We start from the raw sequence: 26,293 nt of genomic DNA on the forward strand, positions 1-26,293 counted from the left end.
TATTTTCGTGCGTGCTTGTAGCGATCGCACGGCATGGCTAAAAACCACACAAAAGCCACTCGTCTGGCGTCCTATCATCACTGCAAGATTTGCTTGCCGGCTAACCGAGTCATTAACACAGATGAAGCTAGGCCGTGAACGCTAACCGGAATGCCCTGGAATTATCCAAGGCATTCGGGATAGCGAACGCGGTCCAAGGTTGGCAAAGAGGAATCTTTACCTGGTCAGCTCACAGTTTCTGAATTGAGGAGTAGAGATTAGCAAAGGGGAAAACTTTGCAGCTGAGCCCGGGGGCTTGGTGATGTTTGAATTCTTGCAGGTCGCCGAGTATTTCGCAACTAGAACTCTGCCGCCCTCAAATCGACCAGTTCTGATTCCGATTGCTCGATCGCATCAATAAAGCCTTTCAAGAGTCGGAGGTTTGCATTCAGGTAGATCAATTCCTCTTCGATGTCTTTGAGGTGTAGCACCTGGTTCGGATCGAAGACCTTGAGATAGTCCGTCACGGTCTTAGCATGAAGGCGAACGTATTTCCGGTCTCGCTTGGATGACCGAAATCGCCAGAAATATTTGGTAGTGGTTCCATCCGATCTACCAGCAATAGTCAGCTCGAAATCCTCCCCGAAATTTGAAATCAAATCGTCCCTGAGTTCAGCAGCTCTGGCATCGAGCCGATCGCGAAATCGTTCGATATCCTTGCGGTACAAGTTTCGCCTCGCGCCCTCATTATCCTTAAAAGGTATTAGTAAATTTATATTTAAAGGGATAGTCACCGAAATTCCTCTCCTGATCCAAGCACTGATAATCGGTTCTGATCCAGCACTATTGCTGGTTTCGATCCAAGTTTCGGCCGGTTATGATCCATACGTGAAACAAAAAAAGGGCGCGACCTGAGGCACCCAATGATGTCGCCTAACACTCCCCGGGAAATCAGGCTTCTGTTTCCGCCTCTGCTTTTGCCAGCACACTGTCCAATTTGGATTCCAACTCTGCGTTCACCTGATTTGACGAACCGGTCTTTTTCTCTGATTTTGAAAGATCGGCGCCCAGAGTATTCAGTCGCGTTTGTGGAAGAGATGGTGCGTTAGGCGATCTAGTTGTGCCTTCCAAATAACCCTGCTCCAATTCACCCATGAGCTCTTTTGCTTTCTGAGCTCGCTGATTATTGGCCGCCATGTCGTCGCGGCTGACCCCGGTGTGTCGGTACTTGTAAACCAGGTGCAGAACTCCTCTGACACGTTTCTCTACTCGAGCCAAAGTCTGAAACTTGGTTTTAGTCTCAATAAGGCCGATGTGACTAGCCAGCAAAATCTTCAGAACAATCTGATCCACCTTTAGGAGCTGGTAAACAAGCTGAAAACCGAGACGTGAAGCAAAACGGACTGGAACTACCACAGGATTTTTCGAAGCCACATTTGGAAGCCTCATCGCTGATGGGACGTTTTCCTTGATGAACTCTTCGATATCAGCCAATTCAGCATCGAGATCCTCCGACAAATGCTCAATGCCCTCTTCAATTTGAGCAAAGTGGAAGTCCGCGTAGGGATCGTCTTCTCGTATTGCCTGTTCGAGCGAACGTACTCGTGAACAGAATCCAGGAAGCCCAAGAATGCCATGCTTCTTTTCAGTTTTTTCCCGACCTTGCCAAAGCCTTAGCGCAGGTCGTGTTGCCAATTCGATCTCAATGTCCTGTGTAGGAGCAATTGATGCCATTTTTGATGTTTTATCGGTCATTTTCTGCTCCTTAGAATGCGACTTGTAGGTTACGAGTTTGAACTGGAATCGAGCCGTTGTTCTTTGACTGATTCATTACCTGCTCAATTTCTTTGATCTCCCGATAGATCATCGAAAGAGGCAGGTTCGTGCGGCGGGCGACCTCAAGTAGGCGGCGACGAATATCGGTAACCTCAATGAGATTCAGCCATTCTTCATAGATCCGGCATTGTTCTTCATGTGTTGGAACTACCAACCGTCCACGAACAGTTGGAATACCCAAGATCCGTTTTCTGGTCGAGACGTGGGTTGTCCGCAACCCGAAGAATTCCTTCATGAGATTAAGACACGCTCCACGCATCAACATCTCATCAATCATCGCATGCTGTTCGGACTCGGAAGCCTCTACTTCGAGCAGCTTTGAAATCCTGGCTGCATTGATAGGAAACCAATCCTCCAGGGATTTCCCCATTGCACAGTAATTCGCTGCGACGCGTGTTATTTGGTCAGGTTTAAGGGATTCAAGAATTCTTAGGGAGTCGATGGACAAGCCAATGTCTTCGACGGAGTCGAAAAAGCCGACTCTGGCATTGCCTAAGGTCTTTACTAACAGTGCTGAGATGAATTGGGCGCTTTCATATCGGAAGTTTTCGCAGGCTGACACAGCTTATTCTCCTTGCTGAACCTGGTTTATAGCCTGAGGCTGCCTGTGGCGCCTCTTTGCGGAACAACCCAGTCCGTACAATCCCTGCCCGTCCTGCGTCCACACGTGTCCGTTAACACTTTGGCTGTCTGAAATTTCAGACAATCATTTACAAAATGTAACTGTCTGTCAAATCTTTAGTCAGTAATTAGTGCAAAAAAATTTATTTTGTCTGCAATTTCAGACGCAATACTTTATGCTGTAGTCATATGACTACGGAACAATTCGAGCACGAATAACTTTTAGCAATCAACCATGCGCTTTCGCAGGCGACGGCATTGCACACCAAGATACTTGAGGTTAATGCGTGGAAAGGCTCCCAATATTTACTGATGCCGCTGAAGCGATAGAGTTCTACGAAGCAACTCCTTCTTCCTGGTCTAGCAATCTGATGAAGGCGTGGGTTGTTCGGCACCTCGTTGAAGACGGTTATGCGAATGCTGATATTAGGGATGCTCTGAAAATTCGGAAAAAGTATGTTGTCACACACCTTATTCGTGTTGGCAAATCCTTATCACTAGAAGAGTTCCAGCTTTGGGCCCAGTACCCTGTAAGCATCACATTTGGTCACATGCGGGCAATAGCTTCACTGCCCTACCCTACGCGGCGAGACTTGTTAAAACTTTTGCTTAAAACCAAGACAACGGTCTCTCAACTAGAACAAATTGCCCGAGGCAAAAAGCTGGACAATGAGACAGATATTCGAAAGCTTGAAAGGGACATCTCAGACCATACTGGCCAGCCAACCAGGATCCGCTTCAACCATAAGAAAAAATCAGGATCGATAACTGTCGATTTCTTTAGCCTGGATGAATTTGACTTCCTATGTGAAAAGCTTGGCTACAAACCCTCTGATGACTTTTAAGATCACAGCATGTGGAACCATCAACCCTAATACCCTGCGACTAAACTCTGCTCTATCGTATCCCGATACCGCTAATACCACCCCAACCAAGTATCTATTTACCTGACCCGGATCACTGATCTATGTGGGTGCTACCCGCCACGGGTAAATCTGCATTCTGGGAGGTTACCCGCTACGGGTAAGCCTGGATTCTGGAAGGTTACCCGCCACGGGTAAGTCTGAATTCTGAGGGGTTACCCGCCACGGGTAAGTCTGGATTCTGAGGGGTTACCCGCCACGGGTAAGTCTGGATTCTGAGGGGTTACCCGCCACGGGTAAGTCTGGATTCTGAGGGGTTACCCGCCACGGGTAAGTCTGGATTCTGGGACGTTACCCGCGACGGGTAAGATCGAGTCAACACCTCCGCCAATAGGAAAGGGGCAGCAGCATGCCGCCCTCTCCTATCAACCAGGGATTATCATGATTCATTCATCTTAAATTTCTTATTAAGGAGTTCGACGGCGGCTTCGATATCAGATTCTGAAAGACCCTCAATTTGAATCTTGCAAACACCGTCAGCTGAAACAGTTCGCTTGAGAACCTTTTTTCCATCTTTGCTTGCATAAACTTTTAGCGGAATTGACGAAGTGGGTGTTGATGGAGCCCTGACCGCGCTTTTAAGAGCAGCAACTACCTGATCATAGTTAAGCAATTCGCGACCCTCTTTCAGCGATTCTTTGCGATCCTCAAGAAGTTCCTCCGCCCTGGCAAAAAGCTTCTCAGGGTTTTTCTTCTTAAGTTTCGAAATGATCTCGCCGTAGCTCTGAGCCATATCACTTGGCGCCGGCAGAATTCGAACAAAGATCTCTTCAAGTTCGCAAAGCAGTTTGTAACGTGAAGAAGTCGACTGAGAAAACCCTTTGGCCTTACTCAGTTCATTCCAGCTCCTGTATTCACCAAGTTCAATCAAACGCTCATAAGCCTGAGCCTTTTCAAAGAAAGAGACATCCTTGCTGTCATTCTCAAGCAAACTCAAAGCTCTAACGTCTACGTTAGGAACATCACCCACAAATGTTTTGAAGTTGACGCCGGCGATACGACATGCGGCCCTACGTCGCGACCCATAAAGTAGCTCAAACCGTCCATCTGATTTCGGACGCACCATCCCAGGGTACTGGTTGCCACCACCAGAGCGAATTGTCGGTAAAATATCCGACAAAGAAATCTCATCAAGGAATTCCTGCTTCCGCTCATTTTCAGGCGATACATCGATGAGTGAAGGATCAATGTCCTGAAGCTCAAAGCTGACACTCTCCTTGCTGACCGGCATATCGAGAACAACTGAGCTACCTGTTGTTGACGCACCAGCAAGAGCGGCCTTCAATTTCTCGTTGACTGACTCGTACTCACTTTCAAGATGTGCAACCTGCTCCTCAAGTTCATCGGTATAGGTTTTCTTCCGGACCGGCTCATTACTAAAGGAATTCAATGCCGGACTTCTTGAACCCTCAAAGTAACTCTCATCGACTGGATCTGGCGTCTCAGATTCGTCGTCAAGAATCGATAGCTTTGAAGCACCGTATTTATCTTTGTTAGCCATTTTTCACCTCCTATTCCGCGTGTCCGGCATCACGAATTTCTTTCCTTGCTTCACCTGCCTTGGCAACAATTTCATCGATTTTATCCAGGTGTGAACCTCTCATCGCATCGCCAAAAACTGTCTCAGTAAGGGCGTCGTGCATTTCTGCAAAAAGACGATCGTACATTTCAATCGTGGATTTTAGCTTCTTCCGGTTGTCAGCATCTGAGGGGTTTTTTTCGTAAATCGAGTATGTGGATGCATTAGCTTTTCCAATTTCATCTGATGCGTGTGCTTCAGCAGTCAGAACATCACCACGCTCAACAGTGAATACCTTCCTGATGATCTGGCCAAAGAATTGGGCATAAGATGATCCACTGAACTTCGTTATGAAGTAACGAAGATCTGGCAGGTGAGGTGCCACACCCATATCAATGTAAGAACGGGCAGTATCCGAAATCAGCTTCGAAAACTGTAATGTCGACGCGAAATCCAACAAGGCGGCCGGGGTTGGAACAAAGACGACGTCACAGGCACTGACGACATTCAACGTGGTCATGTTAAGTGAGGGCGTACCATCGATAATGATAAAGTCATAATCTTTACCGACTTCACGTAAGCCTTCTCTTAGCTTGGCGATGAATTCAATTTTGGGCTTACGACTGGCTTCCATCAACTGGGGAAGCAACAGGTCAATCGCCAGGTTCTCCAAACATGACGGAATAATATCAATGTTGTCCCAGTATGTTTTTTGGATAGCGTATCTTAAGTTCTTGGAGGCCCCCCTTGGATGTCCCACCTCCCGAAGAGCAGCATCATCCTCAAGAATAAATGGCGCAAAGGTGTTCTCATACTTAATGTCGTAATCCGGGCGTTTGCCAAAATAGAAAGACAGCGAACCTTGAGGATCAGTATCAAGCACCAGACATTTATAACCACGCATGGCCAGGTATTGTGAAAACAGGTGACAAGTTGTGGTTTTGTGGCTGCCACCTTTCAAATTTAGAACCCCGCATATTGCCGCCGGCAAATTTTCAGGCTTCGATGGTGACGTCCCAAGAACTCTCTGCATGTGGTTGATATGGTTCACTGTGTAGCCAGCCCGAACCTTTTTTGCTGTATCGGTACGATACTCGGGAGGAGGGAGTCGGCCGTCTTGCTCAGCCGCATACAACGTACCCACACTGATGCCGACCATCTCTGCTGCTTGAGTAGTGCCGTATCGACGCTGCTGAATCCGGGAGTCTACCTCAGAGGTTTCAACCCACTCGGGATCGTACTTATCTTTTTGTGCGTCCTTAACAAGCTCAGGCATCTGGTCCATAACGCTAAAACCGCGCTTGACCACTTTATGCATCTTAGAAATTGCCGCCTTTAACTTGTCAAAGCGTGAATCATCGTTGATAGACATTATAATTCCTTCAAATTTGCCAGTTGACAACGGTACGATTGCTAGGATAATCACTGGTAATGTTACCAATTGCACCAGAAAAAGCTATTTTCATTTCAAAGGATGATACTTTTGGTCGATTGGTGAAAACGCGACGAGTTTTGGCCAGCTGGATACGAAACATCTAACGACAGATAGCGCCGATACCAAAGACAAGGGTTGCGACTATCCCAACAGGATGATTGGAAGGGCAAAATGGCAATGAATGCTAACAAGGTTCAAAATGACGTCCAGCTGGCACTTGACCTGTTTGGCCTCGACCCCCTTATCGACAAGGATTTTACTCATACACTCTCGCTGTATGACGTTATAGGGAAATACATCTATGACAGACGCAGCAAAATCCTCACAGGCGTTACGTCGGCGGCAGATGCAAAATTCCAGCGAAAGATCATTCACGGTAACGCCGAAATTACAGCAACAATCACAGCCGCCAACATTGAACGCATCGGCAAGAATGGTGAGAAAGAAAGTGTCTTCGCATTTCCCGGAACTCGTGAACAAGCGATTGAAGATGTACTACGAAAACTCGCCACGGAAAGAAGAGCTGAAACCTACGAGACCCAGCTGCCAAACAAAAAGAAAAAATTTCATCTGATCGGACTCCAGTTTTCCCTGTACGAAATTCATCAAGAGTTGGAGAGGCAAGGGAAGAGCTATAACTACGTCGAGATCAGGGAAGGGCTCGAAATTCTCTCCAAAGCAGGGCTGAGTTTCGTATCGGAAGATGGAAGCACACTCGCTAACGCCAACTTTTTCCCGGTTCTATTTTTCGCTGACGCCCCGAAGAAAGGCGATGCCCAAGCATTCATCTGCTTTCATCCGCTCGTTACGGATCTCATCACCAACACTAAATATCGCAGATCGAAATACAGCAAACTCTTTGAATTCCAGAGTCAGCGCGCGCGGCTGTTTTACGATCGTCTATGCTGCAGCTGGATTCAGGCCGGACCAGGTCGCCCATACAACATATTGCTTACAACGCTCATTGCCGCATGGAAGGATCCGGCAAACCGGCTCGCTAAAGACAAAGAGATCATCATTGAAGCACTCAACGAGCTGGTTAAGCGCGACATCATAGAGAAGTACGAGGCGGAGCCTAAGAAAAATAAAGGGAAGATCTACGATTGGTTGTTCACATTGCATGCGAGCAACTCGTTTGCAAAGCAGCAGGCAGCAGCTCAGAAGGTATTCAACCAGATCACTGCTAAAGCTGAAGGTCGCGCTCTGATGTCAGGCGACGGCGAGTCGCAAGACAGTGAAAATGACAACAACGAAGGCAAATCATCAAAGATACCTTTCTAAGGTCTAGCCAGAATTTAATCCCTGAAACCCCACCAAATAGTTTTCTGAGCTCTAGAAAAATCCCCCAAACCACACCAATGTTCTTCAGATTCCTCTGTCACATCCTCAAATAACAGCTTTTTCGAACAAAAAATTGACAGAACCGGCTCTCACAGGGCTAGTCAATCGTAGAAGCGTCAGAAAAATTGCCAAATACCAAGTCTTACTCTGATTTTGCGATGTAAAAAAAGGGGGAGGGAAGGTGCGGCTGTCTGGAAATTATCCTAGCAAGTCGAATACTATGAACAACGTCAGTATGACACTGTTCTATAGGCTTTTTTATGTTTACGGCCATGTTTAGTTGGCATCTGAACATCCGCCAAAGACACCTAAAAATCCCTTAAACCACACCAATTACTATATTCGCCAGAAATTTTCATTTTCGTGTAAAAACAAGCAGAATTCACACAAACAGCCCGCTAAGAGGGGAGGGCAGGGCACTTGGGCGAACATGGTATTACTGGTTCTTGGAGAGAGAAGGGCACAGAACTAATTGAGCTGGTCGAGATAACTATGCTCAATACACTTTCAGATTAGTGTGGTTTTTGGGATCTTTTCAGTTGGTTTATGGGATAATGATTAAAATGGGCTGTATTTTTACTAGGGTTTATCGGATAAGCTCACTATATTTCGTTGCAACTGTGGATAAACAACTGAATAACCTGTTAGTATCCTGTGGATGAATTGTTGATATGTGGTTTATAGGATTATTTGCATAGGGTTTGAGGGATTATTTCAGCTTGGTTAACCGGACCGAATGACTGTGGTTAATCGGACTGTTCGCAAAGGCTAAGTTCCCACCAGTACAGGCTTAGAAACGCTATTGGACATCGAGCCTACCGCTTTAACTCCGTTTTTAGTCCGTCTTTAAAAATAATAATCAGAAATTGCCTGTTGCAATTTATCATTAGGGGAAAGACATGCACTGGCGCGGACGCCAGCGCACTATTAGCAGCAATATTTTTCTCGCAATATTAAAAAACGAAAAAGCACAACCATAAAGAGAGTAAGACCCTACAGCCGAACAACTATATTTGGACTACCCACCTCCGTCTACGGTCCCACCGCTCAGATGGTCGACCTACTTTTTTAAAAACAAGACAACGCAGTGCTTTCAGTAAAAGGGTTTACACAGCGGTGGCAGAAAGTAAATTTCGTTTCTGTGATTGATAACGAAGGTAGTGGAATAGGGCGGTATGAACTGCGCGAGTCGGATTACAGTTCCAAGACCCCTCAAGATCAGCGAGCAATGAAGCAGAATTTCCAACATAGAAGGATTTTTTTACTCCGCCTTTCTGAACCGCAACAGGGTGCAAGGTCATCCTGTTTGCGTGAGCCCAGGCAACAGCCGCGTCTAGCAGCTCGTATTGATATTCGATGGTGTCATCGATGGCCGCGAGCAATTTCATCAGCGTGTGATCTTCTTCTTTTAGACGCATGGTAAATGGCACAAGCTTTTGCTGTTGAACGGTCACCGGTAGATTAGCCTTTTGAAAGGTAAGTGGATGTTAGTGGCATTTTGTCCAACCAAATTCCATCTCGCAGCGTTTAAACGGTCACCGAGCACTGACCTTTTGAGTAATCTATTGGCGATTCCTTTGAGCTATCATCTGGGCTTTAATTGAGGAGCTCGACGTGATTGGCAGATTTCTGAAGAAAAGCGAGCCTACCCAGGAATCGGAAATGCCCACTCTGGGACCGATACACCCAATTGCTTTAACTGGTGCGGATCTACTGAACACGCCAGCACGGCAATCATTGATCTCGAAGATCAAACGATTAGTTTCCGCGACCGATGTTGTCTGGAACAGGCATTATCTTTACGCCATTCAACAGTTCGCAGAACTAGCTCAGAACCTTCCTGCGTCCGAAATTCATCATCATTCAGAGCAGGGTGGATTGATTGACCATACACTGGAAGCTCTGCATGCCGGAGTCAGAATCTCTCATGGATATATCCTGCCACCGAACGCTGAACCTGAGAACATTGGTCCAAGTGCAGATCGTTGGAGATTCGGAGCGTTTATCGCGATTTTGGCCCATGATTTAGGCAAAATCGTTACGGATCTGGAAGTTGTATACAGAGCTCCAAACACAACTTTTCAGCAGTGGTTCCCCTGGTATGGAAATCTGCCAGCCGGTGTTGAATACCAATTTCGATTCCGAAAGAAAATAGAAAATACCCGCCTGGCAAAGACACTCCATGAGAAGTCGGGCATGTCATTGCTACCGAGATTACTGACACCGGAAGCGACGAAATGGCTGTTTTCCGATATGGAGCTGGTCTCGCAACTATTCAGTACAGTGTCGCATTCAACTTTTGGAGGCCACGTAATAGCTGAAATCGTGAGGACAGCGGATGGTGCGAGTGTGTCAAAGAATCTCGGAGCAAATACAGGCAAGAAAGCGGACCACTCATTGGCAGTACCTTTGCACGAAAAATTGGTTGTGTCGTTAAGAAAACTGGTGGCCGATGGGGACCTGATCCGAAATAAGCCTGGCGCGGCACTCTGGGTCACCGATGAGTGCACCTGGGTTGTTTCGAAGGCAACAATAGAAGCAGTCCGGGCCCAGCTGCTCAACGAGGGCCACAGTGGTATACCAAAATCAGTCGTGACTATCTTTGGGATCCTCAAAGATCATGAATGCATCGTGGCGACACCAGAAGGTGATAGCGTCTGGTATGCAGAGATAGATGACCCCGCTAAAAACTGGCGTCAAAAGTTGACCTTTCTGTGCTTTAAAAATGAGATCATCTGGCCAACGTCACAACCGGATTTGTTTGATGGCACCGTGACTCCGATAGACCGAAAGGGAAATCCTTTGGCTGAAGATCAGCCGCAGGTAAAAGAGGCCATAGAATCGCAAGTCGCCGCCGATAAAAGCTTGGAGTCAGCTGTCTCTCTGCCATGCCCTGAACCAACCACCGTCCCTAAAAAGCCCACGAAAACCTGCAAACCAGATGGAAGTAGGGAAGGGCAGGTAACAAAATCCCGGAACGAAACGGTTGATCCGAAATCCAAAAGTACTACCAATAATGATGAGGGCAAGTTGGTCCCAGAAATAGGGCTTACATCGAAAGATGCTGCCGACAAATGGAAAACTCGCCGACAGATCCAGGAAGAAGTGCTCCGTCAAAATGACTTTATCTCCTGGTTACTTCGCGGCATTGCGACCAAACGTATTCGCGTGAATGAACCCAAGGCGCCTGTCCATGTGCTTGAGAATCACATTGCTCTTGTGACACCAGCAATCTTCAATGATTTCCTTGATAAAAATCGCCTTAAAAAGCAGATCTACGAGCGAAGGGCAGGGGACAAACGAGTTTTCACACTGCTTCAGAAAGAAATTGAAGCCCTCGATATTCACCAAAAAGGCATGAACGGAAAGAACATCGTATCAGTCAGTGTTGAGGGCGTCCGATCAAGGAGTGAGCTTCGCGTTTACCTGCTAAACCGCGACTGCTTCCCATCGTTGAACAACTTCAACGCCAACCCAGCAATAAAAATTCATCTCTGAACCCATCCGCTTAGCGAAGCTGAGAACCTGATACCCCACGTCCCAACTGCTATTTTCATAGAAAATAGATGACAATTTTCTTCGACTTACATGGAGTCCAACGAGCTGCTGCTGCTGCCTGATCACATAGAACGGCAATCGTTAAGTGGTGTCCGCCGTGGACGCTTGTTATATTCCGGCGTATCTTGCAAGTGATGGAACCAGAGACAATAAACGTTTGTCGATCTAACTCACTCCACTTGGCCGGAGACGGCGAGATCAGCGTCGCAAAAATGGTAGCTATGCAACAGGACGAAGTTCAGAGCTTCGATTCTCCCGGCTCGCGTCTATCCCATCTGTTGGATCGGATTGGATTCAAAGAGCAGCGAGGAAAGATGCAGGGTTTTTATCAATACCTTCGAGATAAAGATCCGGAAAATTTCGGAGATCTAAGCTACAGCACCGTCCGTGGTTGGTTTTCTTTATATTCGCCTTCCATCAAGAAAATCGCCTTCATAGTAGATGCCCTCAAACAGAACTACAGGATTCCGTGCGATGAGAAACACCTGAAGACCTGGTGGAAACTCGGTGGCATTTATCCGTTTTACCTGCCCGAAGCGAACAGTGGCGAAGAACTGAAAACTCTCGAGCTTGAGAGCAAAGAGACGCAGAACAAGCTGCTCTATCAAATTATGCGATTGATTTCCGAAGAGGATGGTAGTCTTCAGCACAGCCTCACCCAGGAGGAAATTCTATCTGTACTTGGAGCAACAACAGATTTTGCCCGGGACTTTGCAGACCCAAAACAAACCTCAGCGCCACAGCACTATCTCCGCGCAATAATTCGTGACCAAATCGCCAGGCGTGCGGACATCGAATCCTAGTTGATCCATACAAGTTGCGTAAGGCGGACGCGCTTCACCCGCCGCCGTGCACGGCGTTATTTCGATTCGTCAGAATTGTCCTCATTTCTCTGGGTGTTGGTTCCCTCCAAATCCATTTCATCTCGGATGCTTTGGAATTTCCTCAAAATGTCCTTTAAAAACTCGACCTCTGCGGCAAGGCTTTGATTCGCGTTCTCCAACGACTGCTTCGACCGCTGCACATCCTCGAAAGAGGATTTTAATTCGCTGAGGGATTCTGCAACGCGTTGGGCTGTTGATTCTGAATCTGTGAGACGCCTCTCCAAGTCCTCAATAATAGAGATCTGATTGGAGAAAGACTCCTGAAGGCTCTTTGCGCTCGCCCGGGTGTGAGACAACTCTTGTTCAAGGCGCTGACGCTCACCTGCTTCCAGGTTGGCAATGTCACGCTGCTCTTCCACTTGCTCCAGAAGTCTCGCCTTCTCGGTTCTATGCTCAGCAAATTGATCTTCGGCCTTGTTCCTGTAGCTGGCAAATTCCTCCTTGAGTTCGTCAAACTCGTCTCTTAAACGGGATAGTTGCTGATCGTGACGGTGTTCGAGTACCGCTTTCTCGGAAGTGGCTTGTTCGAACTGTTTTTTACGTTCAGTTATTTCTTCGCCCTGAGTGTGAATTTTTTCCTGCAATGCGATTTGCTTCTCGTGGTTGGCGGCCGCGGCAATTCTGAGTTGCTGATTGTCGACCTTGAGACTGTCTCTCTCGCTCACTAGGTTGGCCAGTTTGGTCTCCAGCGTCTCAACCTCTGACTGTTTACCGGATAGCTTTTCTTCAAGGCCTCTGGCCAGCTCTTCGAGTTCTTGACGTTGCGTTTCGAACTTGGCTTTCGCTTCATTAATCGCTGACTGCTGTTCTTCCTCCAGCTGAAAAATCAATGGCCGCACGAGCTTTGCCAGGTACTCCGATCGCTCAGCGTTCAGGTCAATAGCTGCCTGGAACTCTGAGTCTTCGTAGGTGGAGTCGATGTCCAGCCCGTGAAGGTAGTGAGCAATCTTTGCGGTGGAGCCCTTACCAAGAATTTGGCGGACCTGGTATGGGTTTACTGGTTTCCGGCTTTCCTGCAGCTCTTCAACGGCTCTGATGATGTCTGCTTCGCTGATACTGGCTGGCCTACCCATACGTGCACCTTCCTATCTATTAAAAACAATAACTTAGACAACTAAGCGCGGACGGCGAGCTGTCTTGGTCAGTTTCTGAGTTTCATTTTATTAATTATATACTAACGAAACAAAAGAAACACAAAAGAAAACAAGGAAGAATAAAAGCGCGATAATAGGCATTATCCCATCTTATAAGTGTATAATAATGGGAGAGGGCGTTTTTTGAGGCTTTCTGGAGGGTAAGGCTAAAGAAATGCAAGAAATGACGTCAGGCTCGACCAGGAGTGATCTCAATGGTCTGCTCGTGCAGGTTCAATTTCTTCACACCAGACGTGGTGGAAGGATCAGACCCAGCCAGCTTGGTGATTGGGCCTGAAGGCACCAGGCTGCAATTCCCAATGCATTCAAAAAAACAATGCTCCGAATTCGGTTAAAAAGCAACCAGATCTTGGCGGCCGTGATTTCCGGTGTAATGTGGTCGTAAATGACTCGTTGGAGATGCACTGATGGCTCTGGGAAAGTTTGAGAATGGAATCGAGGCTCATAAAAACGCAGTGGCGGATGCGATTGAACATCATGGCGTCCATGTTCGACATGTACCAGGCTACGCCTACACGGTGGCGTGCTCAGATATAGGATTGCCAGAGCTGCTGGTCGAAAATATGCCGCGCGAGCAAAGTGACGAACTACTGAGGCTCCTGTTTCTGGCCGCTGAACGGCGGGAAACCCCGGCGAGATCCTGGAATGAGATCGCCGTGGTGACTCCTAAGCCAGGTTTTGAGTCGATGTCGGCTGACCAAGTCAAGGCACGTTTGTTTGATGCCCGGACACACTATGGGCATTGGAAGATTTTTGCAGTGAAAGTATTGGTGCCGGGAGTGCTTCGTGACTGAAGAGCGATTAGTGGATTTTCAATCTAAAAAAGAGGCCAGAGAGCGTCTCCGGGAGATGATCGCTTTTAACAGCCAAAACGGTTTTATCTTTGTTGAAGAAAGCTGGAGTGACATCGGGCTTGCAACGGTGTACGTGGTGGACAGCGACATCAACGCTATTCATGTGTTCCCCTGGGAGCCGGAGAAAGTCTCTATAGAAATTCCGGCGGAATCGCTGCCTTGGGAGCTCCTAAATCTCTCCTTTGAGGTAATTGCAGATCCAAAAGTGTATGTGGACAAAACGCACATCCTGCAGAGTGAGGCGATTGCTGTAACTGCGTTGAATGCTGAGCTTTCCCTAGGAAGCATGAAAGCCGAACTGCGGCCACACATACTTGCCATCATGGACCTGTCTTCTAAGTCGGGTTTGCGGGATCTATATCAGTTAGAAGCTGAGAGCCTGGTGCTGCCGAGGCATCGAATAGAAGCGATCGTGAGAAAAAAGTGTGGAAAAGAAAGTGACCAGTAAAAAGCTGACGACACAAACTCGCCCAACATATGCCGAGGCTTTCGATTCGAAGGTTCTTGCTCAGTATCCGGTTGAAGCGCAAGTAGCGCTTCTGGAGCTTATCCAGTCGGCTGAATCGAAGAACACGAAAAAAGCCACTGCGCAGGCTGTCCGGCACTACGTTGAGGTTTGGAACGGTCCTCTGCCCTGCACGCCAACTGATCTGTCTTTTTATCTCAATGAGTACGCCAGAAGGCCCTCCGATGAAGAAAGCCCGGAAAGCGCGGTGCTGGACAAGCGGAGAAATAAAAACCTCAAGGGTTTTTCTATCGCCACGCTTGAACAGCGACGCAGTCTATTCGGGAGCTGGCACAAGCGCACTTTTGGGGATAATCCAAACAATTCAGATGCCGTGCGGGCAACAATGCGGTCCATTAGAGTGTCTTGTGGTGAACCTCAGGAACAGGCGAATGCCCTACCCATGAGGATTTTAAAGAACGCTGAGGAAAAGCTGCGTCGAAACCGACAGATCGCACTTGAACATGATGACCGGCAATCAATGCTCAAATTCTCTCGAAACCGAGCTCTTCTACTGACGGCTTTCTGGTTCGGATTGCGCGCGTCCGAATTGGTCAATCTGCGCATCAAGGATGTGGAAATGTTCTGGGATGAAGACCCACCTTGGATGCGAGTTACCATTCGAAGGTCCAAGACCGACAGAGAAGGAAGAGGGCAAAAAAAACTTTTTGAAGCGTACCCGACTAAACATCTCTGCCCGATTTATGCGATCCGGCAATGGAAGGAGGACCGATTTCAAGGAGTCAGTGACGAGCGAAGTACGGATGGGCTTTTGCCGTTGTTCTCAAAAGTAGACCGTTGGGGCAACGTATGGACAAAAAATATCAACGCAAATTCGATGAATACTCTGATAGAGAAGCTGTTCACAGTTGATACCCAGGCCGCTCACGATCGATACACCAGCCACTCTATGCGTCGGGGCTTGGCAAACTGGATGGACCAAGAGGATGGAAATCAAAAGGATATAATGGAGTGGATCGGATGGCGTGATCCACGAACAGCCTTGAGATACCTGGACGCCAGACATAGCTCGCCGACTGCCCTGACCAAGGCAAAGCTAGCAAAAGGTCGGAAAGACGAATCAGACACCTCCTAATCATTATTTATGCAGAGGGGGCCAGAGGGAGCCCAGTTCTACATCCATAGATCCACGGTGTTAATGATCGCTTCAAGCTTGGCCAGAATGACCGGCCACTCACTTTGCCAGGCGGTCAGTCTTGCAAGATCTTGCCGACCTGTTTTCTGGATAACAGCCTTCTGACGATGGAGCGCCGGGCGGCCGGCTGTTCTGGTTGCGGCTTTTGGTCGATGATTCTGTTGAAAACTTCTTCCCTATTGATCGCAACCTCGGGCGGGGCATCAATTGAGAGCTTTACCCGTGAACTGTCCAGTCGCGTAACGGTGATCTTGATGTTGTCGTTGATAATGATGCTTTCGAACAGCATCCTTTCTAATGTCAGTGCCATGGCGAATGACGTCCTTGTGAGATGAATCAGGGGTTGCTGTAAATGAGTTCGCTCTTGGCGAAAACTCGTAAAGGTTGAGCTTCCTTAACTCTGTCTTTCCTGAATCCGGCATAGACTTCGATGGCCTCTATACCAGGTATTGCGTTATAGGCTGTTCTCTTCGTGAGCTGCGCGTAAGCATCCAGTGGATTAGTTGAAGGAACATCAAAGCGGTAAACCTTGGATTGGTCAGTAATGATGTCGATGCTGAACGCATGGGCCCGTCCAGGCCGCACCTCGCGGCTTTTTACGTCACGGGCAAAGAGCATGCTGGCAAGGCTTTCAAGATAAAGGCTATCTATGTGGCCGGTCAGGCTAAGTCCTTCCAGGAATCCGGAAAGCCGGTAGCGCCACTCGATCTGGCCCAGTTCCGAGCATGCGGGTTTGAGGTTGTTCAGATACTCCAGTATCACTGAGCTGGCGCCGAGCAAGCGACTCTCGATGTCGCAAAACAAGTCATTGGTCTGTTGTTGATTTAAAACGGTCATCAGGAAGGTTCACTCATGCGCTGGATGCGTTTGGATTGATCAGCTCGTAGGGTAACTCACTGTTTGTGAGAATCCAGTCCAGCTTCTCTTGATAGGCCGGGTCGCTGACTTCTGGGTACAGATAGACCGCCGTCGGGGTCTCTGTGTCGGTGAGAAGGATCGACGCAAGGACTTCGGTGCTTTTAAGGTTGTAGCGAAGGCATTTGGTGAAGTAGCGGCCCGTTGCGCGGTACTTCTCAACCAGGTCCAACTCTTCACGGTTTTCGAAAGGCAGCCACTGAGCATCGACCGTCATCAAGGACAGTGTGTCAGCTTGAAGGTTGCCAGTAGCGGATCGGGTGAATGTGGTGATGCAAAGCAAGTGGATTTGGGCATCCTCAGCAAAGAACGCCAATTCGGTCCCGTAGTTTTTTCCCATGCGACGGTAAATGTCGTCGGCAAGGTAAATGGGGACGTCCGGCATGTGTTTGATGATCATCCGATGTCCAAACCGGGCTGGTTCGAACGCTTTCACCTCACCTATCATCAAACCCATGGGCTGGTTGTTGGCCGTGGCCTTGAGATCAGAAAAAAATCGCGCTCGCCGGCGAAGGATGTCGTCTTTATGGTCCACTGAAAACGGCTCAGGAATGAGCAGGGAATCGACGATAGCCTTCCGGCCCGACATTTTCCCTTCGGCGGCCTCGAGCAGATATTTGCGAACCACGAACCAATTTCTCTTACCTGCCATTCGGGGAGACCAGCGGTTCAACCCTGCGTCCTCATAGAGAAGGTGCAAAAGCGATCGTACTGATAATTTAGCCGGGTCGGATTTCGTAGTTGGCGCCTGGGTAGATTGGCCCTTTATTGGCGAGGCGATTGGGGCTGTTCCGCGCTTGCTCAAACTGAAGTCCAGCCGAAGCCTGGTAATGCCGCCATCCTGATCTTCTTCAATTGCTTTCTGACCCAGTGCGCCGCGGCCCGATAGCTCGGGTGGAATCTCGTAACAGTCACATTTCGGATCGTGTTGTGGCCCGGTAAACGGCATCCGCTTCACCAAGAAAGAGCCATCGTCCACCTTGGACACATAGAGCGGAAGTCCCGGATCTTTGCAACCACAAAGAGGCCTGGCCCGTGTGCTATAGGCAGAGGCAAGAAGCGCTTGTCGCTCGGGATGGTCCGTCGGCACCAGCTGGTCGTTCAAGATGAATGCCACCTGTGCCATATCAGCCTCGCTTTCCGTATGCGGACAGAATGATCAGCGCTTCTTGATTGGTTAGCCCATTACTGGCTCTATCAAGAAACAGGCTGTTTACGACAGGATCCTTGCGAGCCGCGCTGTAGATAACATTTAAAACTTCTGGAGTTGTTGCAGACTGCGGCGGATTCAGTTGAGCCAGAGAACGCGCCACGCTGATCTTTTCAGCCAATGCATCGGCTTTGATCTGTTGGAAATGCGCGGGCGGGTTGGGGTTGATCATGTTGGAGCTCAACGTCTGTTCTTCTGATAACAGGTTCTCCAGGCTGAACTTAGGTAAGGGGCCCGGTGTGGAGTAAAACATCGGGAAGGTGAAATACGAGGCCATCACACCAAGAATGAAACCAAAAAGCAGTTTAAACATTGCGTGAGGCCCCTTCCTTTGCCTGTCAGATCTTCAATGCGGTTTTGGTGCGCCCGGCGAGGCTTTCCGCCACGTCGGCCGGCGTGATTGGAGACTGATCGTTCACCCAAACGGTAATCGTTATCTCGCTGGCACCGGCAGTTTGCTTTGTAATGTTGTGATCAATGACATAAAGCGCATCGCCATGCTGCCGGTGAGCCCGCATGTGATAGTAAGCGGACGGTTCTGAGTCATAGGCCCAGGCAAATGTCTGCATTTTCGTATTTGCCATTGACCCCCAATCCTGGCGGATCTCCTGCTCGGACAGATACCCGTACTCTTTCTTGATTCGGATAAACGCCACATCAACGTTTACTGGTGCGGAAAAAGAGGTAGAGAACTCAGTAAAGGTTTTTGCGGCGGAAGACGAGCTATCCGTGCCTGAAGAATCTGATTGGGTGGAAGACTGGTCCGAGGGCTTGTATGTGCTGCCCGGGATCGAGCCGTCGTGGTTTAAGGGTTCACCTGTCAGTGGGTTATTGATGCAGGTGACGCATTTCCCGCCAACTAATACGTGTTCAGTTGTTGAGCAGCCAGTTAAGGTCACTGCCAATCCCAGTGACAAAGCAAGGCACTTTAATTTCACGAGGTTTCTCCACAAGATCGTAACTGTGTTTGCACACCAGGATCAGGGCAGACGGCGTGAAACCAGAAGACAGGAAACCTGTTTGCGACCGCCCATGAAGCTGACATCGATTGTGCCGCTGCTGGTGCGAGAAACCATCAATCAAAAGGTCACGACTTAACGACCTTTTAAATCTGGTGCCGCAAGGAAGTTGCCACGATCATGACATCCAGTGGAGATCTCATCCTTGGCTCTTGCCCGAACCACTGGGGTACGGCGCTTCCATGCAATGTAGGAATTCAAGGAGATAGTGCATCGCAAAGGGGGCCGTGGCAACATCCCGACGGCTTTAAACGTGAAACTCTGAGGGTAATTGTGGCATAGACCATGTTTTTGCGTTTAATTTTCATCCAAAATAATGTCTAATTTGTAACATACTGTAAGCGCCAAGGCAGGTGCTTAAAAAAGTTCTGTCGATGTAACAAGGAAGTATCTCGATGCAGCCGTTTGCACTTCGAACCGTCATTTCGGCAATTATCCCTGCGATTTTAGTAGTCATTTTGTTGGCCCTGCTCATTGCCCAGCAATTCCAGGGGAACCGAATTTCACATTCCCATGATCCATTCACTCCCCTGTCCGGGACGCCTTTGAGCGCGCTTCCGGACCTCTACCCTGTCAAAAGCACTAACGGTGTTTTGAACTTGGACATCGATAAATTGAACCAGGCGGTAATGCACCTTCTGAGTCAGAAAAATCCGAAGGCTGCGGCGGATCTCATCTACATCGTCCAGGCGAACAACACCCTGTTGATGCTAGATTACGACAACAAAGTTCGCTTTTTCGAACTGGTTGAGAAGTACCACCACGAAGACATATTGGAAATCCGAAAGCACAAGGATGCGGTGTTCAGCTTGTATACGGACATTGTGAATGGGATCGGTCGGACATTTGCCGGCACGGGCGTTGAAATTGTGCTCCATGACACGCGAAATCCGCTGGCCTCAATTATTGCCATCCAGACCCCCATTTCCGGGCGTCGATTGGGTGATTCGACGACTAATTTTGGTTTGGAGCTCATTCGTGAGTACGCAGCCGGTAAGAGCCGTGGCGTGAGTTTCATCAGCTATGGGCTGACGCTCGCGGATGGTCGAGACGTTAAGTCAAGCACGATCCCTATCTACGACCCTCGTTTCGGGCTCATTGGCTTCATTTGCATGAACATAGACGTTTCGAAGCTGGATGAACCACAGTCACAGGCCGCTTTGTCATTTCTTGAGAATTTTGCGGCGGTCAATGAAAACACAAAGATCAATGAGCTGATTGATCACTCGAAACGGAAGGGCTGACCACGAGGACGGCGATAGTGAATACCATTAATATCTGCCTCGAATGGACTAAACCCCAGCTTGCACTGAATGGAAGCCAGGGTTTCCGCGGATGATATGATGGTGGCCAACCTTGTAGCCGTCTAATCAGCAGCCGAAGGAACGGGCGTCTTTGTCGGACAGCAGGGCGCTGATGCGTTCAAGCAATGTGTGTGAAAAATTTAACCTGGAAATAAAAACGCTTCCCATGGAAGCCCCGAGATTTTGAGCCAAGGATAGGCCTATGTTGTTCGCAGTATTTACATCACTTCTCATCATCGGTATCACCATCACCTCTTTCCGTGCGGTTCAGGGATCTTTTTGGTCCATGGTCTTTAATTGGGTCGTCGCGGGTCTTCTATTGGGACTATACCTCGCAGTGGCCGGCCATTTTCTAATATATCGTTACGTCGACGAGCTGATGATTACTGCTCTCACAATTGCCTTGTTCGGGAACCTGGCTCTCGTAATCTGGATTTCCAGCCTGAAACGGAAATATCGCAGTCAGACGAAGGCTATTGCGATGAAGCAGAATTTGCTGGCTATCGCGGCCCATGAGCTTCGAACTCCAATCACAAACCTGCGTTCTCAGGCCGATCTGGCGGTCAATTACGTCGGTCAGAAAGCCCTGAGTGATGCTGAGAGCATTCTGCAAATGTCGTTGGACGATCTCGACACTCTGGACCATCACGTTAAGGCGATTCTTGTCCTGGCCGCGCTGGAAAACGGAACACTGGCCACACATAAAGAATGGTTTGCTGTCAGCAAGATGGTGTTAGAGCTGAACAGTCAGTTTGCGGGCAAGGCCAACGTGGCGTTGATCTGGGAGTGTTGCGACGATGAAAAGCTACGAGCGACGGAGCTCTACACTGACTATGATCTGATCAAGGTGGTGGTCCGCAACGCCATCGAGAATGCATTGAAGCACACAAAGGATGGTTTCGTTCGTCTGTCCATGACGCTTGAAGAGGACTATGTCGAGGTCACGGTACAGGACACTGGTAGCGGGATGTCCACAGAAGAGATGAACGACCTTCATTGGTACGGAGACGCCCTTACCCATGGTATTCGGCGGGGCAAAGATGGGTGGGGCATCGGGATGCCTGTCATGAAAGCTTTTACTGAATTTCTGGGTGGCACCATCGCTATTGATTCCAAAGAAGGGTTTGGCACGAAACTGAGCGTCAAATTGCCAATTAGCCATCGCCAAGGGACAGTTGACACAAAAAGTCCTGAGGGCGAGTACGATGCGAACGACTTTCACTCTAACCTCGATTACACGATGGTTGATCAGGGTGACAATAAACTGAGGGTATTGCTCATCGACGACAATGAGACATACCTGCAGCAGATTCACCGAATGTTTGCGCCGAAAATCCTTGATACCAGTCAGGTTCAGTTGGTCACTTGCAATGATCCGGTCCTGGGTATCTCGCACTTAGAAGAAGAACGTTACGACCTGCTGCTGGTTGATTATCACATGCCGCAAATTGACGGGCTCAAGCTACTTGAGTGGCTGAAAAATGATGAGGCTCATCCGAACCAGGATATAAGTAAAATTATGGTGACGGCGGATCCGAACATCCCACAGACAACGCGCGGAGCTATTGTTAAGGCCGGGGCTCGGATCGTGTCGAAAGGCATGTCTATTGAGGACGTGCGGATGTTGGTTTCGGAAGCTATTCGTCAGAAGTTCAATCCACAGGATTACAGCCGATCAGCTAGCTGACGCATTTCTACTGATGTTGCTCACGTATTGCAGTTGAAATCGAAGTTATCTACCAATGAGGTGCATGCCGGATGAGTCCCACAGCGTCGATGGGCAATCGGACAGTCTAAGTTCTGACGACGGGGATATCGGACCAACGGGTGGTGTAAGCTGGGGATAAATTTTCCCGGCGCATCTGCCAGTTCGTATTTTTGTGGATCTGACGCCCAAGACGGACCGTGTTTTTACCCGCAATGCTGTTGATCTTATCCAGGGTCCGCATCAGCTCCTGATCTCGCTTGTCGTCTTCAATTCGACTGAAAAAGTCTGACTGGCATGCACCAGGCACTCGAAAGTCGGATAGCACGATGCCTGCCTTGTTGTACTTAAATCCATCGCGCCAGAGCGCCCTAGCCAGAGTCACCGCCTGTTTGCATATCTCGCGGGTGTCCGCGGTTGGATACGGCAAAGCAATGCCCCTCTGGTTCGCATAGTGCTCGCTCGACCGGTACCGGCTGGTCGACATGAAAGTTGCCAGATACCCGCATTCACGATTTTCCTTGCGCAGCTTCTCGGTGGCCCGGGTTGCATGGTGCGACACGGCCGCGAGCATGGAGTCCAGGTCGGTCACCGGTGATCCGAACGATTTCGAGCAGAGGATTTGTTTTTTGGCCGGGGCCACTTCCAGAAGGTCGTCGTGGCACGGAACTCCGTTCAGCTCTCTAACGGTGCGCTCGACAACGACCGAAAAATGCTTTCGAATCCATTTGGGATCGGCGTCCTCTAATTGGAGCCCGGTTTCAATCCCAAGATCCGCCAACCTTTTACTCAGTTTGGAGCCGATCCCCCAGATCTCGCTGGCCGAGACCAGCTTCAGCAGTCGGCGCTGCCGGTCGCGATCGGTCAAGTTCACCACGCCTCGGGTTGCCGGATACTTTTTGGCGCCGTGATTCGCCAGTTTTGCCAGTGTGGGACTGGGTGCTACGCCGACGCAAATCGGCAGACCGGTCCACTGCTTCACCACGTTTTTGATTTGATGCCCAAAATCCTCATAGGACACGACCGATTCAATGCCGGTCAGATCGAGAAACGCCTCATCGATGCTGTATGGCATGACCCCGGGCGAAAAGGTCGCCAGAGTCTGGATAAAGCGAAAACTCATGTCGCCGTAGAGCGCATAGTTTGAAGAGCACACCACCAGGCCGTTCTTCTCGACATGCTCCTTCAGCTCTAAGATCGGCTGCCACATTTTTGATACCCAGGGCCTTTGCTTCGGCATTGCGCGCCACCGCGCATCCGTCATTATTCGAAGCCACGACAACCGGACGGCCGACCAGTGAGGGATCGAACACCGTTTCACAGGCCGCGTACATCGCGTTCACATCGCACAGGGCGAATATTTGTTTCATTTCAGAGTGCATGCACGACGGTGGTTACGACCCCGAAAATTTCGCGTTCATCTTCATCGTGAAGCGTGATGTCCGGGTAATCGTCGCTCTTCGCTCGGAGGACAGGTTTGCTGGGGACGCTCAAATCGAGTCGTTTGCACACAAACTCCCCGCCGACAGAGGCAATGACGATCTTCCGGTGTCCGGGAGGGAGGCTGCGATCAACGACCAGCACATCCCCGTCATGAATGCCGGCTTTTTCCATCGATGAGCCAGAAGCGCGGACAAAAAAGGTGGCGGCCGGTGTGCGAATGCAGAGGTCATCCAAGGACAGCGTTTTTTCAATGTAGTCCTGGGCTGGCGATGGAAAACCCGCTTTAACGGTATCGGCGTAGAGTGCAATCGAACGTTGGAACTGTTCTGCGGGCCGGAAAATTTCTTTGATCAACATCTTGGCGTTCCGATTGATGTACTGTATGAATGAACAGTATATTTGTTCAGAGCGCCAGAGGCGACCCCCGTATTAAGATTATGCATTGTTATACCAGATCCGCCTTGGTCATCGCCCTATGCCAGCCCGCGACTCCGGAGAATGACGCAACCTGGTAGAGGGCTTTTCCATCCCGAGCAACGCGCGGCGAAGCCGTGCCCAGGTTATGTAAGGTTATGGTAGGAAAAGGAAGGAAAAGACAGGCGGACTAAAGATGCGATTAACGAGATGTTGGCGGCGGACTCCCTCATTTGATAAACACGAGAGGCTGATCTGGTATAAAAAACCATCTATAGAGCTGTTCTCGTTTTGCAGTTCAATGAACCGGATTTGTGAAAGGATTTTTCACATTCAATGTCTCGTAACTATTGTTGAGAGGTCCCAAAAACTTCCCTCCCAACCGCTTATGGCTCCATTATCTCCACACACGGGGCAGCGCCACACAATGGCATCGTCTTCCGGATCAATGTAGCTCTGTATCTCACCGACACACGGTTTTCTCATTGGCTTCCTGCGGCATCGAACTTTAGGAAAAATTCCCTCTTCGTCAATGTCGCCACTGGTCTCTTTGACAATGGCTACAAAAAACTCAGCAAGACGTCGACCAGGACCTGATTCGATCCCGATGGACCCATCCTGCTGCAAATAATGCCGAAGGTTAACAATCCAAGTATCAGCCATGCGTTTACAACATCGGTCCAATCAAAGGTAGTAGCGATCGTTCTTTCCGGCGCAAGCTGCCGTCGGCCACACGGGCCGGCCTGCGGCTTTCAAATTCAGAGCCGCCAACGTACAGTTTAATTGTATTAGAGTCGTCGTAGGTCTTCATCTACGCGAAGGGTTCTCTACCATCGGTTTCAGGGCGCCTGTCATTTCCATGCTATCGGACGGTTTCTATTATAGATTTGCCGACGATTAACTCAGCCTGGAAGCGCCGTCAGGTGTTCATTAACCCGAGGTGTTGCACTCGGAGCACGAGACCGCTCACGGTTTATCGACTGCACAGTACGTGCCGGAGAAACGAAAGACTTGGAAACCCAATAATGTCCAACAATCAATCCAACGTTCATTGCATCGATAGGCCGCGTTGTTCACGGTGTGGCGCGTTTCGCAGGCTTGACCAGTTAAATGGCTATGACCCGCTCGCTCCTATGGGCCAGAAATATCGGAATGCCTATTGTATCCGGTTAGCAGACTGCGACAGCACCGTCTCCAAAGCTCATTTAAAAGCGCTGACGGAACATATGGAGTAGGTTTTCAGAATTCAGTAATAGTTTGTTTGTTTCGTTTCTTTTTTTCTTTGCTATTCTTTGGGCAGTGAGATAACCCATGAAGGATGAGCCATGCGACCTCCCGAGACATCCAACGAAGCCATCATCGAGGTCGGTAAAAAATTACAAGAAGCAGGTCGCCGCATCACTGGCTTTGGGCTCCGAAAAATGACAGGGAGTGGATCACCAGACCGGCTTCTTCGGGTGTGGGAGGAGTATTGCGAAGCTGAACGCAACCAAGGGCGGCCAAGCTCCAGAGTTCAGGCGCTACCCAAAGATATTGAACAGTCCCTGAAAGACTTGTCTTCACCGTTGATGGACTACGTGCGCCAGTTAGCGCTTGATTTGTACGACAAGACTGAAAGGCATGTCCAACAGCAAACAGCTTCGGATATCGAGGCCAGCCAAAAGGAGCAGGAAAAAGCTAGAGCCGAGTTGCTTGATGCCCAGTCTATGCTGCAGGAGCTCGAAGAAGACCTTGGCTATGTTCGTGCCGAACGTATTAAATTATCTTCCGAGCTAAAAACCACACGTAAGGATATGGATATTCTCCGGCGTCAGGTTTCAGAACTCGAGCGGTCGTTGGCTGTCGCTCAGGAAAAGTACCATCATGAGCAGGCCTTGAAGGAGGCTGCACTTCAGGCACTGAAGGAAGAGAAATCCGATAACGAAGCCCTCATCAAGGAACTAGGTGTACTGAGAACACAATTGGATGGGCTCGCCGGACAGCACGCCAATCAGATTAGCCAGTTATTAGAAAGAATAAATGGGGGCGCAGCGAAGCGCTAATTCAATTGTTCGTAGCGTTGTCTATAATTTCCTCAATTTGAGGGTTGGCAGACAAACGTGAAAGCTCGTTCTTATTGGTTGCGGCGTGGATGGTTTGACGCAATTCCACATCGTCGATGTAATTCAACAAAAAGCCGGTCCGCACGACCTTGCCCAGCTCCCGGAAGGCAAAATACAGCTTGTTCTTGCGGCTGTAGGTTTCCAGCCGCCTCAGGATCGTTGATGCCGTAATGTTACCGAGCTTGATGGACACGGCCACGCGCAACATATCCGGGAGGTGTCGTTCAATCCGCGCCCAGTCTATATGGCCATTGAACAGTTCTTCGATATGCGCGTAGCGGAATCGCCGGTCGGGCCGGTAGAAGTTCAGATCCTTGATATTCCGGATACGCGGCATCAGCTTGATCCCCAGTAGGTACGCCAGCCCGAAAACGGGATAGCTCTGGGCCTGCGTATCACCGTGCAAGGTATCCGGC

At 49.2% G+C, this 26,293-nt stretch carries 24 protein-coding genes and 2 pseudogenes; 10 read left to right on the top strand and 16 right to left on the bottom strand.

Annotated elements, in window-relative coordinates; genetic code table 11:
• Nucleotides 1-338: 338 nt before the first annotated feature.
• From FO268_RS20710 to FO268_RS20720, 3 genes are all read right to left on the bottom strand, one after another.
• Nucleotides 339-707 (bottom strand): hypothetical protein, encoded by a 369-nt coding sequence (locus FO268_RS20710; protein WP_209005309.1) that lies wholly within the window; start codon nt 705-707, stop codon nt 339-341.
• A gap of 223 nt (nt 708-930) precedes the next feature.
• Entirely contained in the window at nt 931-1,734 is an 804-nt protein-coding gene (locus FO268_RS20715; protein WP_041335920.1) for a PFL_4669 family integrating conjugative element protein, read from the bottom strand.
• A 10-nt stretch (nt 1,735-1,744) separates the two neighbouring features.
• Nucleotides 1,745-2,377 carry an STY4526/YPO1902 family pathogenicity island replication protein gene (locus tag FO268_RS20720; RefSeq protein ID WP_052479591.1) on the bottom strand — a complete coding sequence of 211 codons (633 nt, stop codon included), beginning with the start codon at nt 2,375-2,377 and terminating at the stop codon, nt 1,745-1,747.
• 346 nt (nt 2,378-2,723) lie between these two features.
• Between FO268_RS20720 and FO268_RS20725 the strand changes: the two genes are divergently transcribed.
• Nucleotides 2,724-3,281 carry a hypothetical protein gene (locus FO268_RS20725; RefSeq protein WP_041335923.1) on the top strand — a complete coding sequence of 186 codons (558 nt, stop codon included), beginning with the start codon at nt 2,724-2,726 and terminating at the stop codon, nt 3,279-3,281.
• Nucleotides 3,282-3,738: 457 nt separating this feature from the next.
• Here FO268_RS20725 and FO268_RS20730 read toward each other — a convergent pair whose 3' ends face one another.
• Both FO268_RS20730 and FO268_RS20735 read right to left on the bottom strand, forming a co-directional pair.
• Nucleotides 3,739-4,860 carry a ParB/RepB/Spo0J family partition protein gene (locus FO268_RS20730; RefSeq protein WP_052479592.1) on the bottom strand — a complete coding sequence of 374 codons (1,122 nt, stop codon included), beginning with the start codon at nt 4,858-4,860 and terminating at the stop codon, nt 3,739-3,741.
• A gap of 10 nt (nt 4,861-4,870) precedes the next feature.
• A complete protein-coding gene (locus FO268_RS20735) occupies nt 4,871-6,250 on the bottom strand; it encodes an AAA family ATPase (protein WP_225316942.1) in 1,380 nt (459 codons plus the stop codon).
• A 234-nt stretch (nt 6,251-6,484) separates the two neighbouring features.
• Here FO268_RS20735 and repC point away from each other — a divergent pair, with 234 nt between their 5' ends.
• On the top strand, nt 6,485-7,594 hold the full coding sequence (repC, locus tag FO268_RS20740) for a replication protein C, IncQ-type (protein WP_052479593.1): 1,110 nt from the start codon (nt 6,485-6,487) through the stop codon (nt 7,592-7,594).
• A gap of 1,166 nt (nt 7,595-8,760) precedes the next feature.
• Here repC and FO268_RS20745 read toward each other — a convergent pair.
• Nucleotides 8,761-9,108, bottom strand: coding sequence for a hypothetical protein (locus FO268_RS20745; protein ID WP_041335925.1), 348 nt, complete (start codon nt 9,106-9,108; stop codon nt 8,761-8,763).
• A gap of 160 nt (nt 9,109-9,268) precedes the next feature.
• Between FO268_RS20745 and mobH the strand changes: the two genes are divergently transcribed.
• Together mobH and FO268_RS20755 are read left to right on the top strand one after the other, a co-directional pair.
• A complete protein-coding gene (gene mobH, locus FO268_RS20750) occupies nt 9,269-11,152 on the top strand; it encodes a MobH family relaxase (RefSeq protein WP_225316943.1) in 1,884 nt (627 codons plus the stop codon).
• Between the two features lie 281 nt (nt 11,153-11,433).
• Nucleotides 11,434-12,015, top strand: coding sequence for a hypothetical protein (locus FO268_RS20755; protein ID WP_225316944.1), 582 nt, complete (start codon nt 11,434-11,436; stop codon nt 12,013-12,015).
• Between the two features lie 56 nt (nt 12,016-12,071).
• Here the strand turns inward: FO268_RS20755 and FO268_RS20760 are convergent, their stop codons facing one another.
• Nucleotides 12,072-13,169, bottom strand: coding sequence for a DNA-binding protein (locus FO268_RS20760; RefSeq protein WP_075195097.1), 1,098 nt, complete (start codon nt 13,167-13,169; stop codon nt 12,072-12,074).
• A 488-nt stretch (nt 13,170-13,657) separates the two neighbouring features.
• On the opposite strand from FO268_RS20760, the gene FO268_RS20765 reads away from it, so the two are divergent.
• The 3 genes from FO268_RS20765 to FO268_RS20775 are packed head-to-tail and all read left to right on the top strand — an operon-like array spanning nt 13,658 to nt 15,705.
• Complete coding sequence (locus FO268_RS20765; RefSeq protein WP_150995121.1) at nt 13,658-14,044, top strand: DUF4262 domain-containing protein; 387 nt, start codon at nt 13,658-13,660, stop codon at nt 14,042-14,044.
• Nucleotides 14,037-14,552 carry a hypothetical protein gene (locus FO268_RS20770; RefSeq protein WP_150995122.1) on the top strand — a complete coding sequence of 172 codons (516 nt, stop codon included), beginning with the start codon at nt 14,037-14,039 and terminating at the stop codon, nt 14,550-14,552. Before FO268_RS20765 ends, FO268_RS20770 begins: the two co-directional genes overlap by 8 nt.
• On the top strand, nt 14,530-15,705 hold the full coding sequence (locus tag FO268_RS20775; RefSeq protein WP_150995123.1) for a tyrosine-type recombinase/integrase: 1,176 nt from the start codon (nt 14,530-14,532) through the stop codon (nt 15,703-15,705). The genes FO268_RS20770 and FO268_RS20775 overlap by 23 nt, the downstream gene beginning before the upstream one ends.
• A 115-nt stretch (nt 15,706-15,820) precedes the next feature.
• Here FO268_RS20775 and FO268_RS20780 read toward each other — a convergent pair whose 3' ends face one another.
• The 5 genes from FO268_RS20780 to FO268_RS20800 are packed head-to-tail and all read right to left on the bottom strand — an operon-like array spanning nt 15,821 to nt 18,828.
• Nucleotides 15,821-16,075, bottom strand: coding sequence for a carbon storage regulator (locus FO268_RS20780; RefSeq protein WP_083231805.1), 255 nt, complete (start codon nt 16,073-16,075; stop codon nt 15,821-15,823).
• A 26-nt stretch (nt 16,076-16,101) separates the two neighbouring features.
• Complete coding sequence (locus FO268_RS20785; RefSeq protein WP_041336223.1) at nt 16,102-16,602, bottom strand: hypothetical protein; 501 nt, start codon at nt 16,600-16,602, stop codon at nt 16,102-16,104.
• Nucleotides 16,603-16,615: 13 nt separating this feature from the next.
• Nucleotides 16,616-17,785, bottom strand: a complete 1,170-nt coding sequence (locus tag FO268_RS20790; RefSeq protein ID WP_191967014.1) for a DUF1173 family protein — start codon at nt 17,783-17,785, stop codon at nt 16,616-16,618.
• 22 nt (nt 17,786-17,807) lie between these two features.
• Nucleotides 17,808-18,203: a hypothetical protein gene (locus FO268_RS20795; protein ID WP_150995125.1), complete on the bottom strand. Its 396-nt coding sequence runs from the start codon at nt 18,201-18,203 to the stop codon at nt 17,808-17,810.
• Nucleotides 18,204-18,228: 25 nt separating this feature from the next.
• Nucleotides 18,229-18,828 (bottom strand): hypothetical protein, encoded by a 600-nt coding sequence (locus FO268_RS20800; protein ID WP_150995126.1) that lies wholly within the window; start codon nt 18,826-18,828, stop codon nt 18,229-18,231.
• Between the two features lie 476 nt (nt 18,829-19,304).
• Here FO268_RS20800 and FO268_RS20805 point away from each other — a divergent pair, with 476 nt between their 5' ends.
• A complete protein-coding gene (locus FO268_RS20805; RefSeq protein WP_150995127.1) occupies nt 19,305-20,153 on the top strand; it encodes a PAS domain-containing protein in 849 nt (282 codons plus the stop codon).
• 262 nt (nt 20,154-20,415) lie between these two features.
• A complete protein-coding gene (locus FO268_RS20810) occupies nt 20,416-21,900 on the top strand; it encodes a hybrid sensor histidine kinase/response regulator (RefSeq protein WP_150995128.1) in 1,485 nt (494 codons plus the stop codon).
• Between the two features lie 106 nt (nt 21,901-22,006).
• Here the strand turns inward: FO268_RS20810 and FO268_RS20815 are convergent, their stop codons facing one another.
• The 3 genes and pseudogenes from FO268_RS20815 to umuD form a co-directional block, all read right to left on the bottom strand.
• Nucleotides 22,007-23,128 carry a DinB/UmuC family translesion DNA polymerase gene (locus tag FO268_RS20815; RefSeq protein WP_150995129.1) on the bottom strand — a complete coding sequence of 374 codons (1,122 nt, stop codon included), beginning with the start codon at nt 23,126-23,128 and terminating at the stop codon, nt 22,007-22,009.
• Between the two features lie 22 nt (nt 23,129-23,150).
• Nucleotides 23,151-23,300: pseudogene (locus tag FO268_RS23410) on the bottom strand (Y-family DNA polymerase); the annotation flags it as partial.
• Complete coding sequence (umuD, locus tag FO268_RS20825; RefSeq protein WP_150995131.1) at nt 23,290-23,718, bottom strand: translesion error-prone DNA polymerase V autoproteolytic subunit; 429 nt, start codon at nt 23,716-23,718, stop codon at nt 23,290-23,292. The pseudogene FO268_RS23410 and the gene umuD, both read right to left, overlap by 11 nt.
• A gap of 1,382 nt (nt 23,719-25,100) precedes the next feature.
• On the opposite strand from umuD, the gene FO268_RS20830 reads away from it, so the two are divergent.
• Nucleotides 25,101-25,817: a DNA-binding protein gene (locus FO268_RS20830; protein WP_150995132.1), complete on the top strand. Its 717-nt coding sequence runs from the start codon at nt 25,101-25,103 to the stop codon at nt 25,815-25,817.
• Nucleotides 25,818-25,881: 64 nt separating this feature from the next.
• Here FO268_RS20830 and FO268_RS20835 read toward each other — a convergent pair.
• Nucleotides 25,882-26,293 (bottom strand): annotated as a pseudogene (locus tag FO268_RS20835) (Tn3 family transposase); the annotation flags it as partial.

This window comes from Marinobacter denitrificans (assembly GCF_008795955.1).
Classification (GTDB): Bacteria; Pseudomonadota; Gammaproteobacteria; order Pseudomonadales; family Oleiphilaceae; genus Marinobacter; species Marinobacter denitrificans.

Excerpts from the sequence above, each read along its gene's own strand:
- FO268_RS20755 (WP_225316944.1), top strand. The coding sequence starts at position 11,434 with ATGCAACAGGACGAAGTTCAGAGCTTCGATTCTCCCGGCTCGCGTCTA.
- FO268_RS20830 (WP_150995132.1), top strand. The coding sequence starts at position 25,101 with ATGCGACCTCCCGAGACATCCAACGAAGCCATCATCGAGGTCGGTAAA.
- FO268_RS20765 (WP_150995121.1), top strand. The coding sequence starts at position 13,658 with ATGGCTCTGGGAAAGTTTGAGAATGGAATCGAGGCTCATAAAAACGCA.
- repC (WP_052479593.1), top strand. The coding sequence starts at position 6,485 with ATGGCAATGAATGCTAACAAGGTTCAAAATGACGTCCAGCTGGCACTT.
- FO268_RS20780 (WP_083231805.1), bottom strand. The coding sequence starts at position 16,075 with ATGGCACTGACATTAGAAAGGATGCTGTTCGAAAGCATCATTATCAAC.
- FO268_RS20715 (WP_041335920.1), bottom strand. The coding sequence starts at position 1,734 with ATGACCGATAAAACATCAAAAATGGCATCAATTGCTCCTACACAGGAC.
- FO268_RS20785 (WP_041336223.1), bottom strand. The coding sequence starts at position 16,602 with ATGACCGTTTTAAATCAACAACAGACCAATGACTTGTTTTGCGACATC.
- FO268_RS20810 (WP_150995128.1), top strand. The coding sequence starts at position 20,416 with ATGTTGTTCGCAGTATTTACATCACTTCTCATCATCGGTATCACCATC.
- FO268_RS20760 (WP_075195097.1), bottom strand. The coding sequence starts at position 13,169 with ATGGGTAGGCCAGCCAGTATCAGCGAAGCAGACATCATCAGAGCCGTT.
- FO268_RS20805 (WP_150995127.1), top strand. The coding sequence starts at position 19,305 with ATGCAGCCGTTTGCACTTCGAACCGTCATTTCGGCAATTATCCCTGCG.
- FO268_RS20735 (WP_225316942.1), bottom strand. The coding sequence starts at position 6,250 with ATGTCTATCAACGATGATTCACGCTTTGACAAGTTAAAGGCGGCAATT.
- FO268_RS20730 (WP_052479592.1), bottom strand. The coding sequence starts at position 4,860 with ATGGCTAACAAAGATAAATACGGTGCTTCAAAGCTATCGATTCTTGAC.
- umuD (WP_150995131.1), bottom strand. The coding sequence starts at position 23,718 with ATGTTGATCAAAGAAATTTTCCGGCCCGCAGAACAGTTCCAACGTTCG.
- FO268_RS20815 (WP_150995129.1), bottom strand. The coding sequence starts at position 23,128 with ATGTGGCAGCCGATCTTAGAGCTGAAGGAGCATGTCGAGAAGAACGGC.
- FO268_RS20795 (WP_150995125.1), bottom strand. The coding sequence starts at position 18,203 with ATGTTTAAACTGCTTTTTGGTTTCATTCTTGGTGTGATGGCCTCGTAT.